This window comes from Klenkia taihuensis, assembly GCF_900112525.1.
Lineage (GTDB): Bacteria > Actinomycetota > Actinomycetes > Mycobacteriales > Geodermatophilaceae > Klenkia > Klenkia taihuensis.
In genome coordinates this window covers 278074-293472 of sequence record NZ_FOMD01000003.1, presented here as the reverse complement: position 1 = coordinate 293472, position 15399 = coordinate 278074, and the positions used below count along the sequence as shown (strand labels likewise).

11 protein-coding genes are annotated in these 15399 nt (G+C 73.6%); 6 read left to right on the top strand and 5 right to left on the bottom strand.

The window, feature by feature from the left end; genetic code table 11:
* Window positions 1-4: 4 nt before the first annotated feature.
* Complete coding sequence (locus tag BM158_RS13480; RefSeq protein WP_091559755.1) at window positions 5-1240, top strand: metal-dependent hydrolase family protein; 1236 nt, start codon at window positions 5-7, stop codon at window positions 1238-1240.
* 4 nt (window positions 1241-1244) lie between these two features.
* Here the strand turns inward: BM158_RS13480 and BM158_RS13475 are convergent, their stop codons facing one another.
* From BM158_RS13475 to BM158_RS13460, 4 genes are all read right to left on the bottom strand, one after another.
* Complete coding sequence (locus BM158_RS13475; protein ID WP_091559753.1) at window positions 1245-2270, bottom strand: TerC family protein; 1026 nt, start codon at window positions 2268-2270, stop codon at window positions 1245-1247.
* A 111-nt stretch (window positions 2271-2381) separates the two neighbouring features.
* Window positions 2382-3488, bottom strand: a complete 1107-nt coding sequence (locus BM158_RS13470) for a TerC family protein (RefSeq protein WP_229827417.1) — start codon at window positions 3486-3488, stop codon at window positions 2382-2384.
* Between the two features lie 249 nt (window positions 3489-3737).
* Window positions 3738-5117 (bottom strand): sensor histidine kinase, encoded by a 1380-nt coding sequence (locus BM158_RS13465; protein WP_091559746.1) that lies wholly within the window; start codon window positions 5115-5117, stop codon window positions 3738-3740.
* On the bottom strand, window positions 5114-5794 hold the full coding sequence (locus BM158_RS13460) for a response regulator transcription factor (protein WP_191328524.1): 681 nt from the start codon (window positions 5792-5794) through the stop codon (window positions 5114-5116). The genes BM158_RS13465 and BM158_RS13460 overlap by 4 nt, the downstream gene beginning before the upstream one ends.
* 145 nt (window positions 5795-5939) lie before the next feature.
* On the opposite strand from BM158_RS13460, the gene BM158_RS13455 reads away from it, so the two are divergent.
* From BM158_RS13455 to BM158_RS13445, 3 genes are read left to right on the top strand one after another with little or no spacing between them, the layout of a single operon-like run.
* On the top strand, window positions 5940-6782 hold the full coding sequence (locus BM158_RS13455; RefSeq protein ID WP_091559739.1) for a hypothetical protein: 843 nt from the start codon (window positions 5940-5942) through the stop codon (window positions 6780-6782).
* Window positions 6779-7315, top strand: a complete 537-nt coding sequence (locus BM158_RS13450) for a CvpA family protein (RefSeq protein ID WP_091559735.1) — start codon at window positions 6779-6781, stop codon at window positions 7313-7315. The genes BM158_RS13455 and BM158_RS13450 overlap by 4 nt, the downstream gene beginning before the upstream one ends.
* A complete protein-coding gene (locus BM158_RS13445; RefSeq protein ID WP_091559732.1) occupies window positions 7312-7908 on the top strand; it encodes a hypothetical protein in 597 nt (198 codons plus the stop codon). The genes BM158_RS13450 and BM158_RS13445 overlap by 4 nt, the downstream gene beginning before the upstream one ends.
* A gap of 719 nt (window positions 7909-8627) precedes the next feature.
* On the opposite strand, the gene uvrB is transcribed toward BM158_RS13445, so the two are convergent.
* Complete coding sequence (gene uvrB / locus BM158_RS13440) at window positions 8628-10754, bottom strand: excinuclease ABC subunit UvrB (protein WP_091559726.1); 2127 nt, start codon at window positions 10752-10754, stop codon at window positions 8628-8630.
* A 218-nt stretch (window positions 10755-10972) separates the two neighbouring features.
* Here uvrB and glgX point away from each other — a divergent pair, with 218 nt between their 5' ends.
* Window positions 10973-13084 (top strand): glycogen debranching protein GlgX, encoded by a 2112-nt coding sequence (glgX, locus tag BM158_RS13435; protein WP_091559724.1) that lies wholly within the window; start codon window positions 10973-10975, stop codon window positions 13082-13084.
* Window positions 13081-15396 (top strand): malto-oligosyltrehalose synthase, encoded by a 2316-nt coding sequence (gene treY / locus BM158_RS13430; protein ID WP_091559722.1) that lies wholly within the window; start codon window positions 13081-13083, stop codon window positions 15394-15396. The genes glgX and treY overlap by 4 nt, the downstream gene beginning before the upstream one ends.
* Window positions 15397-15399 lie beyond the last annotated feature (3 nt).

Here is a 15399-nt window from a genome sequence, read left to right as displayed (position 1 = left end):
GCCCATGACGACGCGGCGCGTGTTCACCGGTGGGCAGGTCCTCGACGGCACCGGGGCCCCCGCCGCGCGGGCCGACGTGGCGGTGCAGGACGGCCGGGTGGTCGAGGTCGGCACCGGCCTGGACGGCGACGAGGTGGTCGACTGCACCGGCGCCACGGTGCTCCCCGGCCTCTTCGACTGCCACGTGCACGTGCTGATGAGCGGGGTGGACACCCTGCGCCAGCTGCAGACCCCCTACAGCCAGGTCTACTTCGAGGCCGCCCGGAACCTGCGGCGCACGCTGGCGCTGGGCATCACCTCGGTGCGCGACGCCGCCGGCGCCGACCTGGGCGTGGCCGAGGCCGTGCGGTCGGGCCTGGTCCGCGGACCGCGGATGCAGATCTCGCTGACCATGATCAGCCAGACCGGCGGGCACGCCGACGACTGGCACGTCTGCGGTGCGGAGACCCCGCTGCTGCCGCCCACGCCGGGCCGGCCCAACGGCATCTGCGACGGCCCCGACGAGGTGCGGCGCACCGTCCGCACGCTGGTCCGGGCCGGCGCCGACGTGCTGAAGGTGGCCACCAGCGGCGGCGTCCTCTCGCCCCGGGACGACCCGCGGCACGCGCACTTCCGCCCCGCCGAGCTCGCGGTGCTGGTCGAGGAGGCCACCGCCGCCGGGCTGGCGGTGATGGCGCACGCGCAGGGCGCCGACGGCATCAAGAACGCCGTCCGCGCGGGCATCCGGTCGATCGAGCACGGCATCTTCCTCGACGACGAGGCGATCGAGCTCATGCTCGAGCACGGCACCTGGCTGGTGCCGACGCTGTCCGCGCCGCGGGCGGTGCTCGCCGCGGTGGCCGCCGGTGCCGCGCTGCCGCAGGCCGTGGTGGACAAGGCGATCGCGGTGCAGGCGCAGCACGACGCGTCGGTGTCCCGGGCGCACGAGGCGGGGGTGCGGATCGCGATGGGCACCGACTCCGGCGTCGGCCCGCACGGGGAGAACCTCGGCGAGCTGCAGCTGATGCGCGACCGCGGCATGTCGGTCGAGGAGGTGTGGCACGCCACCACGCTGTCCGCGGCCCGGCTGCTGCGGGTGGACCACGAGCTGGGCTCCCTGGAGCCGGGCAAGCGGGCCGACGTCGTGGTGCTGGACGGCGACGCCGCCGACCTGTCGGGCCTGGCCGGTCGCGTCCGCGAGGTGTGGCTGGACGGCGAGCGGGTGGCGGCCGGCGGCCGGGTGGCCGACCCGGCCGCCTGAGCCGCTACTGCTCGGTGCGCTCCGCGGGCTGCTCCGGGCCCACCCCGGTGCCCTCGGCAGGCGGCAGCTGGCCGCGGGTCTTGAGCAGGGAGGCGACGGTGGCGACCACCAGGACGCCGAGGATGACCGCCAGCGACAGCCAGATCGGGATCTCGGGGACCGCCTCGACCGGCTCGCCGCCGTTGATGAACGGCAGCGTGTTCTCGTGGACGGCCTCGAGCACCAGCTTGACGCCGATGAAGGCCAGGATGACCGCGAGGCCCAGCGACAGGTAGACCAGCCGCTTGAGCAGCCCGCCGAGCAGGAAGTACAGCTGCCGCAGGCCCATCAGGGCGAAGACGTTGGCGGTGAAGACGATGAACGCCTCGCGGGTGAGGCCGAAGATGGCCGGGATCGAGTCCAGCGCGAACAGCAGGTCCGTCGTCCCCAGGGCCAGGAAGACCACGATCATCGGCGTCCAGAGCTTCTTGCCGTCCCGCTGGACGCGGATCTTGTTGCCCTCGAAGTCCTTGGTCAGCGGCAGCACCTTGCGCAGCCGCCGGATGAGGGCGTTCTCCTCGTAGTCCTCGTCCTCGCCGCGGTTCCGGACCAGGTTGATCGCGGTGTACACGAGGAAGGCGCCGAAGATGTAGAAGACCCAGGTGAAGCGCTCGATCACCGCGGCGCCGAGCAGGATGAAGACCCCGCGCAGGACCAGGGCGATGATGATCCCGACCATCAGGACCTCTTGCTGCAGCTTCCGGGGCACCTGGAAGCGGGCCATGATGATCACGAAGACGAAGAGGTTGTCGACCGAGAGCGAGTACTCGGTCAGCCAGCCCGCGTAGAACTGCGTGGCGAAGTCGCCGTTGGTGACCAGCAGCAGCACCAGGCCGAAGACCAGGGCGAGCGCGACGTAGAACGTCACCCAGATGCTGGCCTCCCGCACCGACGGCTCGTGCGGGCGGCGGGCGACGAGGGCGAGGTCGGCCAGCAGCAGGACGGTGAGTCCCACGAAGGTGCCGATCTCGAACCAGACGGGGAGCTCCACGTCGCGCCACAGTACGGGCGGACCTGGGGCCCCGCTGTGCGCCCCGCAGTGGTGTCCGACGCACGGAGCCCCACCGGACGGTGTCCGGTGGGGCTCCTGGGTGGTGCGGGGTCAGCCCTCGCGGCTGCTGTCGGTCACCGCGGCGGTGCGGCCCGACGGCGGGGCGTCGGCGCGGGCACCGGCCGGGCTGCCGTCGCGGTCGCCGGGGCCCTGGGCGTGCAGGCCGTCGCGGCCGGCGCCCTTGTCCGCGGCGCCGGTCGGGCTGGTGATGCCGCGCTCGGCGTCCTTCTTGTTCTTGCGGAGGCTGAGCACGGTGGTGACCAACAGGGTCGCGAGGATCACCAGCAACGACAGCCACGTCGGGATCTCCGGGATGAGCGTGATGTGCTCACCGCCGTTGATGAAGGGCAGCTCGTTGGTGTGCAGGGCGTGGATGACCAGCTTGATGCCGATGAAGCCCAGGATCACGGCCAGGCCGTAGGCCAGGTAGACCAGGCGGTCCAGCAGGCCGTCGATGAGGAAGAACAGCTGGCGCAGGCCCAGCAGCGAGAACGCGTTGGCGGTGAAGACCAGGAAGGTCTCCTGGGTCAGGCCGAAGATCGCCGGGATCGAGTCGACGGCGAAGATGATGTCGGCGGTGCCGATGGCGATCAGCGCGATCATCAGCGGGGTGATGAACCGCTTGCCGTCGATCTTCGTCGTCAGCTTGTCGGAGTGGTACTCCTCGGTCGTCGGGACGACCTTCTTGACGAACCGGAGGACGGCGTTCTCCTTGTACTCCTCGTCCTCGTCGTGGCCGCCGCTGCGGGCCTGCACGATCGCGGTGTAGATGAGGATGGCGCCGAAGAGGTAGAAGACCCAGCTGAAGTTCTCGATGGCCGCGGCGCCGACGAAGATGAAGACCGTGCGCAGCGCCAGGGCGAACGCGATGCCGAACAGCAGCACCTTCTGCTGCAGCTCCCGCGGGACGCCGAAGCTGGCCATGATGATCACGAAGACGAAGAGGTTGTCGACCGACAGGGCCTTCTCCGTCACGTAGCCCGCGAAGTACTCACCGCCGAACTGGCCGCCGGCGAAGATGAACACCCCGATCCCGAACAGGATCGCGATGCCGACGTAGATGGCCGACCAGGTGGCCGACTCCTTGAGCGAGGGGGCGTGCGGGGTGCGCACGTGGCCGACGAAGTCGAAGACGATCATCCCGACGATCGCGGCCACCGTGACTGCCCACACCCAGAACGGGACGTCCAACGTGTGCCTCCGGTGTCTGCTGCAGAACGCCGGAGGTCTCTCCCACCGACCCCCGAGGGGACCGGCCGGCAGTGCCGGAGGTCGATGGCGACCTCGTGCTGACGACAGCTGCCGCGGGGGATACTCCCCTCCACGCGAGCCGGTTGTGCGCGATGGAGACCGAGTGCAAACGGCAACCATTGCTGCGACCAGCTCGTGGGGGTGAACGAACGGGCCCTACCCGGGGTTCCCGGGCGGCTGCGTGACGGCCGTCACCGGCAGCTGCACCCGGAAGCAGGCGCCCCGGTCGGCGGGCAGGCACAGCACGTCGCCCCCGTGCGCGCGGGCCAGCGCCCGGGCGATCGGCAGGCCCAGCCCTGCCCCGCCGTCCCGGGTGCGGGCGGCGTCCAGGCGGACCAGCCGGTCGAAGACCCGCTCCCGCTGGTCGGCCGGGACGCCGGGGCCGTCGTCGACGACGTCCAGCCGCACGTGCTCCCCCTCCGAGCGGACCACCACCTGCACGTGGCCGTCCGGCCCCGCCGCCCGGACGGCATTGCGCAGCAGGTTGTCCAGCACCTGGCCGACCCGGTCGGGGTCGACGTCGGCCGTGACCGCGTCGCCGGCGACCTCGACCGGCCCGCCGACGCGGTGGGCGCTCCCCCGGGCCAGCCCGAGCAGGTCGGTGGGACGCCGCTCCAGCGCGGGCGGGTCGCCGCTGTCGAACCGGGCGACGTCGAGCAGGTCGGCCACCAGCCGGCCGGAGCGCTGCAGCTCCCGGACCGCGCCGGCCAGCAGCTCCTCGCGGCGGTCGCGGTTCGGGTCGGTGCGCAGCACGGTCTCCACCGACGCCTGGACGGCGGCCAGCGGCGTGCGCAGCTCGTGGGCGGCGTCGCCGAGCAGGTCCCGCATGCCCGCCTCGGCGCGGCGGGCGGTGCGCTCGGCGCCCTCCAGCTCGTCGAGCATGTCGTCGAAGGCGGCCGCGGTGCTGCCCAGCTCGGTGTGCGGGCGGTCGGGGCGCAGCCGCCGTCCGCGGTCGCCGGAGGTGATCGACCGGGCCAGCGCGGTCATCCGGCCCAGCGGCCGCAGCCCGAGGCCGACGGTGGCGCTGACCAGGACGGCGGCCAGCACCAGGGTGAGCGCGGCGCCGACGACCAGCACCCACCGCAGCTGGTGCACCGCGTCGGTGATCGGGCCCTGGTCGGCCAGCAGGGTGAGCCGCGAGCCGTCGTCCAGCCCGGTCTGCAGCACGTAGGCGTCGCCGGTGTCGACGACGGCGTCCTGCCGCGGCGGTGGCCCGGGCCGGGCGGGGGGCCCGGCGCCCGGGCGGGGTGGTTCCAGCTCGCCGACCTGGGCGCCGTCGGCGGTCTCGATCTGCGCCTGCACGGTGTCCCCGGTGACCGCGTCGAGCACCTCCTCGTCCGAGCGGCCCTGGGCGACGAGCTCGGCGGCGATCTCGGCCCGGTCGACCAGCCGCTGCCGGAGGTCGCTGCGCAGGTTGGCGCCGAGCACCAGGTCGACGGTGACGCCCAGGACGACGAGCAGCACGGCGAGCAGGCCGAGCACCCACAGGCTCAGCCGGCGGCGCAGGGACGCGGTGCGCAGGGCGGGGGCGGTCACGCCCGCACCGTGTAGCCCAGCCCGCGGACGGTGTGCACCAGCCGCGGGCCGTGCGCCTCGAGCTTGCGGCGCAGCGCACTGACGTGGACCTCGACCAGGTTCGGGTCGTAGTCCCCGTAGCCCCAGACCTGGGTGAGGATCTGGGTCTTGGACACGGTGCGGCCGCGGTTGCCCACCAGGTAGCCCAGCAGCCGCAGCTCGGTGGCCGTGAGCTCGAGGTCGGCGCCGGCGCGGGTGGCGGTGCCGGCCGGCTCGTCGACCACGAGGTCGCCGACCTCGACCGCGCCGGGCCAGCGGCCGCGCCGGTTGAGCACCGCGCGCACCCGGGCGACCAGCTCGGCCATGGCGAAGGGCTTGACCAGGTAGTCGTCGGCGCCGGCGGCGAACCCGGCCAGCCGGTCGGGGACGGCGTCGCGGGCGGTGAGGACGACGACGCCGGCGTCCCCGGCCCGGCGGACGTCGGCGGCCAGCGCGAGCCCGTCGCGACCGGGCAGCATCACGTCGAGGACGACGAGGTCGGGCCGGAAGCCGGCGAGGTCGGCGGCCAGCGTGCTGCCGTCGGGGCGGCCCTCCACCGCGCAGCCCTCGTCGGCCAGCGCGGTGACCACGCCGTCCCGGATGGCTGCCTCGTCCTCCACCACCAGCACCCGTGGCCGGGGGGTTCCGTCGCTGCGCACGGCAGCGATGGTGCCTCCCCCAGCCTGAAGGCGCGCTGAAGAACGGGGCGGTCGGCGGTCGCTTCAGGGTGGGTTCAGGGTCGCCGCACACGGTGGGGACAGCGCCGCCCCGGACCACGGGACGGCACCGACCCGAGGAGGACCCGTGTCCCGATCCGCCCGCACCCCCCGCTCCCGCCGCTGGACCGCGGCCGTCGTCGGCGGCGCCGCCACCGGCGCGGTGCTGCTCGGCGGCGGCATCGCGCTCGCCGACGGCTCCGGCTCCGGTTCTGCCGACGCCCCGTCCACCGACCAGGCCCCCGGCGACCGCGGCCCCGCCGGCGAGCGCGTGGTCGGCACCGTGACCGCGGTGTCGGACTCGTCCCTGACCGTCACCGACGACACCGGCGCCACGCACGAGCTGACGCTGTCCGACGAGACCCGCTACGGCGGCCCGGGCGGTGGCCCCGGCGGGCCGGGCCGTGGACCGGGCGGCCCGGGCGAGGGTCGTCCCGGGCCCGGCGGCGGTGCCCCCGACGCCCCGGCCGACGGCAGCACCCCAACCGCGCCCTCGGACAGCAGCACCCCAGCCACGCCCTCCGAGGGGGACACCCCCGCAGCGCCATCCGCGCCCTCGGACGGCAGCGCGCCCTCCGACGCCCCCGCTCCCCCGGCCGACGGCAGCACCCCCGCCGAGGGGGACGCGCCGGCGCCGCCCGCGGGGGACGCACCCGACGCCGGGTCGGCCGGGGACATCGCGGTCGGCGACCGGGTCGAGGTCCGGGTGTCCGACGGCGCCGCGCTGGAGGTCCGTGAGGTCGACGCGCACGTCGACGGCACCGTGGTCTCGGTCGACGGCACCGACCTCACCGTGGTGACCACCCCGGGTCTGCGGGTGGACGTCGACGCCGCGTCGCTGTCCGAGCTGCCCGCGGTGGGCGACGAGGTGCACCTGCACGGCTCGGTGACCGACGACGGCCGGACGGTCGTCGCCGACGCCGACCGGTGACCCCCGCGGTGGGCACCGGCTGGGTGGACCTGGTGCTGGTGCTGCTGCTCGTGCTCGGCGCGGTCGCCGGCTGGCGGCGCGGCGGACTGCGGCTGGCCGGCTCGGTGGTCGGGCTGGTGGTCGGCCTGGCCGTCGGCACCGCCCTGGTGCCGGTGCTCACCGGGTCGCTGCAGGGTGGGACCCGCGTGGCGGTCACCGCCCTCGGCGTGCTGGTCGTGGCGGCGCTGGGCTCCGGCCTGGGCCGCGCGGCCGGTGGGCTGCTGGCGGCACTGGTCGCCCGGCTGCACCTCGGGGTGCTGGACCGGCTGGCGGGCGCGGTCGGCGGGGCCGTGCTCGCCCTGGTGGTCGTCGGGCTGGGCCTGGCCCTGGTCGGCGGCGCCCCCGGCTGGGGTCCCGGTGGGGTCGGTCCGTGGCTGTCCGCGGCCCGGGACTCGCAGCTGGGCGGCTGGGCCGCGGACGCCGCCGACCAGGCGTTGCAGGTGGTCCGGGTGCAGACTCCCGACCTGCACCTGCCGACGGGAGGACCTGGGTGAACGCGCGGGACGGGGAGACGTCGGAGTTCCCGGCGGTCGGGTCGGACCTGCCCGGCAGCCGCCGGCCAACGCACGTGGTGGGTCCGTGGGCGCTGGGCACCCGGGACGAGACGACGGCCTTCCCGGCGGTCGAGGCGGACCCGGTCGCCGACGAGCCGGTCGCGCCGGCACCCCGCGAGCAGCGGCCGCGCCGGCGGGTGGGTGCCCTGGTCGCCGCGGTCGCGGCGCTGGCCGTGGTGCTGGTCGTGGGTGTGGTCCTGGGCGCGACGCTCGGCGACAGCGGGTCGTCGGCGGGTGAGCCGGCCGGCACCACCGCGCCCGCCCCGAGCTCGGCGGCCCCCTCCAGCGCCGACGACACCACGACGGCGCCGACCAGCCCGACGGAGCCGTCCACGACCGAGCCGTCCACGACCGAGCCGTCGCCGACGACGGAGGAGGGTCCGGGCCCCGGCGGCGGGCACGGGGGCGGCAACGGCCCCGGTGGCGGCCCCGGCGGTGGCGGCCCCGGCGAGGACGGCCCGGGCGGGGGCGGGGGCCCCGGCGGCGGAGGCGGCCCCGGTGGCGGCGGACCGGGGCGGGGCCCCGGCGGCTGACCGCGAGCTCGAACACCCACGGCCCGTTCCGGCACCCGGAACGGGCCGTGGGCGTCCATGGGTCGGCTCGGCCCCACCCCTCTCGCGGCGCACGGGGACATCGACCAATCCGTTACTACTTGGACCGGCCCCTGCGGCAGCCTCGGCGGTGGCCGGATCTGCTGCCGTCCGCAGCGCCGCGGCGGCTCCCGCGCGAGGGTGGGAGGTGATCTCCGACGGTGGGAGGCCAGCGCAACCACCTCCCACCGTGGGCGTTCACCGACCACCCCGGCCGGCGAGCAGGCACGATGCCCGGCCCGGCCGGGCGCGGCGGGCCGGCGGGCGCAGCGGTTCGGCGGGCGGGACGGGCCGGCGGGCGCGGCGGTTCACCGGGCGGGACGGGCTGGCGGGTGCGGCGGGCCGGCGGGGTGGCCGGACGTCGTGCACGGTGGCCGCGCAGCGCAACGGACGGCGACCGTGCGAGATGTGCGGCGAGCCCCTGAGCCGCCAGCCACCATCACGAGACCGGCCGGCGCTCAGCCGGGACGCCGGAGGCCCGGCGCCCGCAGCGAGGTGTCGCGGGCCAGCGCGTCGACGTCGGCGAGCTGCCGGACGCCGGCGGAGCTCACCGGAGTCCGTCCTGGCTCACCGGCACCGGTGAGCCAGGACGGACTCTGGTCAACCCAGCTGATCAATGCCGGCCGACGCGAGCCGCGACGGGCAGGGAAAGGCCGGACGGGTCAGGCGTGGGCCTGGTCGAACTGGCGCAGCTCGCGCTTGAGCTCGTTGAGCTCGTCGCGCAGGCGGGCGGCGACCTCGAACTGCAGCTCCCGCGCCGCGGCCAGCATCTGGTCGTTCATCTCCTGGATCATGTCGGCCAGCGCGGCCCGGGGCAGGCCCTCGACGTCGATCGACCCGGCCTTGGCCTTGCTGCCCTTGCTCTTGGAGGACAGCCCGGGCACCGGCGCCTTGCCGCGGGACTGCTGCCGGCCGGAGCCGCCGAACTGCTCGGTGGCCTTGTCGGCGTCCTCGCTGGCCTGGTAGATGCCGTCCAGGATGTCGACGATCTTCTTCCGCAGCGGCTGCGGGTCGACGCCCTTCTCCTTGTTGTAGGCGATCTGCTTCTCACGCCGCCGGGCCGTCTCGTCGATCGCAAGCGCCATCGACGGGGTGATCTTGTCGGCGTACATGTGCACCTGGCCCGACACGTTGCGGGCCGCGCGGCCGATGGTCTGGATCAGCGACGTGCCCGACCGGAGGAAGCCCTCCTTGTCGGCGTCGAGGATCGCGACCAGCGACACCTCGGGCAGGTCGAGGCCCTCGCGCAGCAGGTTGATGCCGACCAGCACGTCGTACTCGCCCTGCCGCAGCTCGCGCAGCAGCTCCACCCGGCGCAGGGTGTCGACCTCGGAGTGCAGGTAGCGGACCTTGATGCCCAGCTCGAGCAGGTAGTCGGTGAGGTCCTCGCTCATCTTCTTGGTGAGCGTGGTGACCAGGATCCGCTCGTCCTTCTCGGTGCGGGTGCGGATCTCGTGCACCAGGTCGTCGATCTGGCCCTTGGTCGGCTTGACCACGATCTCGGGGTCGACCAGGCCGGTGGGCCGGATGACCTGCTCGACGAACTCGCCGCCGGTGCGGCCCAGCTCGTAGTTGCCGGGGGTGGCCGACAGGTACACGGCCTGGCCGATGCGGTCGGTGAACTCCTCCCACTTGAGCGGGCGGTTGTCCATCGCCGAGGGCAGCCGGAAGCCGTGGTCGACCAGGGTCCGCTTGCGGCTCATGTCGCCCTCGTACATGCCGCCGATCTGCGGCACGGTCACGTGCGACTCGTCGACGACGAGCAGGAAGTCCTTCGGGAAGTAGTCGATGAGGCAGGCACCGGCGGTGCCGGCACCGCGGCCGTCGATGTGCCGCGAGTAGTTCTCGATGCCCGAGCAGAACCCGACCTGGCGCATCATCTCGATGTCGTAGGTGGTGCGCATGCGCAGCCGCTGGGCCTCCAGCAGCTTGCCCTGCTTGTCGAGCTCGGCCAGCCGCTGCTCCAGCTCCAGCTCGATGCCGCGGATCGCGCGCTCCATGCGCTCGGGGCCGGCGACGTAGTGGGTGGCCGGGAAGACGAACAGCTCCTGGACCTCGCGCACGACCTCGCCGGTCAGCGGGTGCAGGTAGTACAGCCGCTCGACCTCGTCGCCGAACATCTCGATCCGGACGGCGAGCTCCTCGTAGACCGGGAACACCTCGATGGTGTCGCCGCGCACCCGGAAGGTGCCGCGGCTGAACGCCAGGTCGTTGCGGGTGTACTGCTCGGTGACCAGGGTGCGCAGCAGCTCGTCGCGGTCGCGCTCCTCCCCCACCGAGACCTTCAGCGCCCGGTCGACGTACTCCTGCGGGGTGCCCAGGCCGTAGATGCAGGAGACGGTGGAGACCACCACGACGTCGCGCCGGGTGAGCAGGCTCTGGGTGGCCGAGTGCCGCAGCCGCTCGACCTCCTCGTTGATCGAGGAGTCCTTCTCGATGTAGGTGTCGGTCTGCGGGACGTAGGCCTCGGGCTGGTAGTAGTCGTAGTAGCTGACGAAGTACTCGACCGCGTTGTTCGGCAGCAGCTCGCGGAACTCGTTGGCCAGCTGCGCGGCCAGCGTCTTGTTCGGCGCCATCACCAGGGTGGGCCGCTGCACCTGCTCGATCAGCCAGGCCGTCGTCGCCGACTTGCCGGTGCCGGTGGCGCCCAGCAGGACCGTGTCCTTCTGGCCGGAGTTGACCGCGGCCGCCAGCTCCCGGATCGCTGTCGGCTGGTCGCCGGAGGGCTCGTACTCGCTGATCACCTGGAAGGTGCCGCGGGTCGGCCGGAGGTCGGTCTGGGTCGTCACGTCCCGAATGTAGGACGGCCCACCGACAATTCCAGTCGACGTGGGCAGCAGCACCCCCGGCCACCCGGCGGGCGCGGGCGGGGAGCGGCAGACTCCACGCGGGGGCCGCCGGAGAACAGGGTGTGCGCCCCCGTCCCGCGGGGCACCGACGCCCGAGCACCACCGCCCCCCGGCCCGGATCGACCGCGGCCGACCAGCGCAGGAGGATCCACGACCTCATGACCACCCAGGTCTGGCCCGGCACGGCCTACCCCCTCGGCGCCACGTACGACGGCACCGGGACCAACTTCGCGCTCTTCAGCGAGGTCGCCGAGAAGGTCGAGCTCTGCCTCTTCGACGAGGACGGCAACGAGGAGCGCATCGCCCTCCCCGAGATGGACGCCTTCGTCTGGCACGGCTTCGTCCCCGGCGTCCAGCCCGGCCAGCGCTACGGCTACCGCGTGCACGGCCCCTACGACCCCGAGCAGGGTCAGCGCTGCAACCCCACCAAGCTGCTGATGGACCCCTACGCCAAGTCCGTCGACGGCGGCATCGACTGGCACCCCTCGGTCTTCGGGTACGACTTCGAGACCAAGGAGCGCAACGACGAGGACTCCGCGGAGCACATGCCGAAGTCCGTCGTCATCAACCCCTACTTCGACTGGGGCAGCGACCGGCTGCCGCGCATCCCGTACCACAAGTCGGTCATCTACGAGGCCCACGTCAAGGGCCTGACGATGACCCACCCGCGGGTGCCCGAGGAGCTGCGCGGCACCTACGCCGGCATCGCGCACCCGGCGATCGTCGAGCACCTGCAGGACCTCGGCATCACCGCGATCGAGCTCATGCCGGTGCACGAGTTCGTGCAGGACGACACCCTGCAGCAGAAGGGCCTGCGCAACTACTGGGGCTACAACACGATCGGCTTCTTCGCCCCGCACCACGAGTACGCCAGCAACCAGAGCCCCGGCATGGCCGTGCAGGAGTTCAAGGGCATGGTCCGCACGCTGCACGAGGCGGGCATCGAGGTGATCCTCGACGTGGTCTACAACCACACCGCCGAGGGCAACCACCTGGGCCCCACGCTGTCGTTCAAGGGCATCGACAACCAGGCGTACTACCGCCTGGTCGACGACGACCCGCAGTTCTACATGGACTACACCGGCACCGGGAACTCCCTCAACGTCCGGCAGCCGCACTCGCTGCAGCTGATCATGGACTCGCTGCGCTACTGGGTCACCGAGATGCACGTCGACGGCTTCCGCTTCGACCTGGCCTCCACCCTGGCCCGCGAGCTGCACGACGTGGACAAGCTGTCGGCCTTCTTCGACCTGGTGCAGCAGGACCCGGTCGTCAGCCAGGTCAAGCTCATCGCCGAGCCCTGGGACGTCGGCGACGGCGGCTACCAGGTCGGCAACTTCCCGTCGCTGTGGACGGAGTGGAACGGCAAGTACCGCGACACCGTCCGCGACTTCTGGCGCGGCGAGGACGCGACGGTCGGGGAGTTCGCCAGCCGGATCACCGGGTCGGCCGACCTCTACCAGCACTCCGGGCGCCGTCCGGTGGCCAGCATCAACTTCGTCACCGCGCACGACGGCTTCACCATCAACGACCTCGTCTCCTACAACGAGAAGCACAACGAGGCCAACGGCGAGGACAACAACGACGGCGAGAGCCACAACCGCAGCTGGAACTGCGGCGTCGAGGGCCCGACGGACGACGCCGAGGTGCTCGCGCTGCGCGCGCAGCAGCGCCGCAACTTCATCGCCACGCTGATGCTCAGCCAGGGTGTGCCGATGCTGCTGCACGGCGACGAGCTCGGCCGCAGCCAGGGCGGCAACAACAACGGCTACTGCCAGGACTCCGAGCTGACCTGGATCGACTGGTCCGACGTCGACGAGGGCCTGGTGGAGTTCACCAAGCTGGTCACCCACCTGCGCCACGACCACCCGACGTTCCGGCGCCGCCGGTTCTTCAACGGCCGCCCGGTCCGCCGCGAGGAGGGCGACCCGGTCCCGGACATCGCCTGGCTGACCCCGGCCGGCGAGCTGATGACCGAGGAGGACTGGGACGCGCACTTCGCCAAGTCCGTCGCCGTCTACCTCAACGGGCACGGCATCCGGTCCACCGACGAGCGCGGCGAGGCCGTCGTCGACGACTGCTTCATCCTGGCGTTCAACGCCTGGCACGAGGACATCGAGTTCACCCTGCCGCCGAGCGAGTACGCCCAGAGCTGGACGGTCGTCGTGGACACCGCCGACTTCGGCCCGGTCGAGCCCAACGAGAGCCAGGCCGGCGACGTCCTGACCGTCAAGGGCCGGGCGATGGTCGTCCTGCGCAGCATCTCGTGACCGGGAGCGCCCCCCGCGGGGTGCCCTCGGGCACCTACCGGCTGCAGTTCCACGCCGACTTCACCCTCGACCAGGGCGCTGAGCTCGCCGGCTACCTGGCCGACCTCGGGGTGAGCCACGCCTACGCCTCGCCGCTGCTGCGGTCGGCCGAGGGCTCCAACCACGGCTACGACACCACCGACCACGCCCACGTCGACGAGGCGCGCGGCGGCCGCGAGGGCCTCGAGCGGCTGGTCTCGGCGCTGCACGAGCACGGCCTGGGCCTGGTGCTGGACCTGGTGCCCAACCACATGGGCGTCGAGGACGCGCACGCCTCGGGCTGGTGGTGGTCCCTGCTCGAGCTCGGCCCCGACAGCCCGCACGCGCATGCCTTCGACGTCGACTGGGAGGCCGGCGGCGGCAAGGTCCGGGTGCCCGTCCTGGGCTCCGACGACGACGTCGCCGAGCTCCGCGTGGAGGACGGCGAGCTGCGCTACTACGACCACCGCTTCCCGGTCGCACCCGGCACCGGCGAGGGCACCCCGCAGGAGGTGCACGCCCGCCAGCACTACGAGCTGGTCGGCTGGCGCCGCGCGGACCGCGAGCTGAACTACCGCCGGTTCTTCGCCATCAACACCCTGGCGGGGCTCCGGGTCGAGGACGAGCGGGTCTTCGAGGCCACCCACGCCCTGGTCCGCGAGCTGCTCGACGCCGGGTACGTGGACGGCCTGCGCATCGACCACCCCGACGGCCTGGCCGACCCGCGCGGCTACCTGGACCGGCTCGCCGAGCTGTCCGGGCACCGCTGGACCGTGGTGGAGAAGATCCTGGAGCCCGGCGAGGACCTGCCCGAGAGCTGGGCGACCGCCGGGACGACGGGGTACGACGCGCTCGCCGAGGTGGACGGCGTCCTGGTCGACCCGGCCGGCGAGGCCGCGTTCACCGCGCTGGACACCGAGGTCGCCGGGCACCCGGTCGACTACGCGCAGCTGGTGCACGACAGCAAGCGCGAGGTCACCGACGGCATCCTGGGCTCCGAGGTCGCCCGGCTGGCCCGCCTGGTCGGCGAGCTGCCGGGCACCACCGCGGACGAGGTCACCGAGGCGCTGGCCGAGCTGCTGGCCTCCTTCGACGTCTACCGCACCTACCTGCCCGACGGCCGCTCGCACCTGGACGCCACCGTCACCGCCGTCCGGGAGCGCCGGCCGGACCTGACCGCGGCGCTGGACGGTCTGCACCCCCTGCTCGGCACGCCGGGCACGGAGCTGGCCACCCGGTTCGAGCAGACGTCGGGCCCGGTGATGGCCAAGGGCGTCGAGGACAGCGCCTACTACCGGTGGTCGCGCTTCGTCGCGCTCAACGAGGTGGGCGGCGACCCCACCCGCTTCGGCCTGCCGGTCGCGGACTTCCACGCCGCGCAGCAGCAGCGGGCCGCCGAGCGCGCGGTCTCGATGACGACGCTGTCCACCCACGACACCAAGCGCAGCGAGGACGTGCGGGCCCGCCTCGCCGTGCTGGCCGAGCTGCCCGAGGAGTGGGCCGGGCTGGTGCGCGGCTGGCTGGACCGGCACCCGCTCACCGACCGGCCGCTGGCCCACCAGGTGTGGCAGAACCTGGTCGGCGCCTGGCCGCTGAGCCGGGAGCGGGCGCACGCCTACGCCGAGAAGGCCGCACGCGAGGCGGGGACGTCGACCACCTACACCGCGGTGGACGAGGAGTTCGAGGCGTCGCTGCACGCGCTGGTCGACGCCGCCTTCGACGACCCCACCACGCGCGCCGAGGTGGACCGCGTCGTCGAGCGGATCACCGCGCCCGGCCGGTCGAACTCGCTGGCCCAGAAGCTGCTGCAGCTGACGATCGCCGGCGTCCCCGACGTCTACCAGGGCACCGAGCTGTGGGACCTGTCGCTGGTCGACCCGGACAACCGCCGTCCGGTGGACTACGCGCAGCGCCGGCAGCTGCTGGCCGACCTCGACGGCGGGCAGGTCCCGGCCGTGGACGACTCGGGCGCGGCGAAGCTGCTGGTGGTCTCCCGGGTGCTGCGGCACCGCCGGGACCACCCGGAGGCCTTCGCCGGCCACACCCCGGTCGAGGCCACCGGCCCGGCCGCCGACCACGTCGTCGCCTTCGACCGCGGCGGGGTCGTCGCCGTCGCCACCCGGCTGCCGGTCCGGCTCGAGGCCGACGGCGGCTGGCGGGACACCGCGCTGGCGCTGCCCGGCGGCGGCTGGCGGGACCTGCTCACCGGCACCCGCACCGTGAGCGACGCCGCCGGCGCCCGCCTCGCCGACGTCCTGGCGCACCTCCCGGTCGCCCTGCTCGTCCAGGACTGAGCC

What these genes read in the sequence shown, in the direction of transcription:
- BM158_RS13480 (WP_091559755.1), top strand. Translation starts at nt 5, where the DNA reads ATGACGACGCGGCGCGTGTTCACCGGTGGGCAGGTCCTCGACGGCACC.
- glgX (WP_091559724.1), top strand. Translation starts at nt 10,973, where the DNA reads ATGACCACCCAGGTCTGGCCCGGCACGGCCTACCCCCTCGGCGCCACG.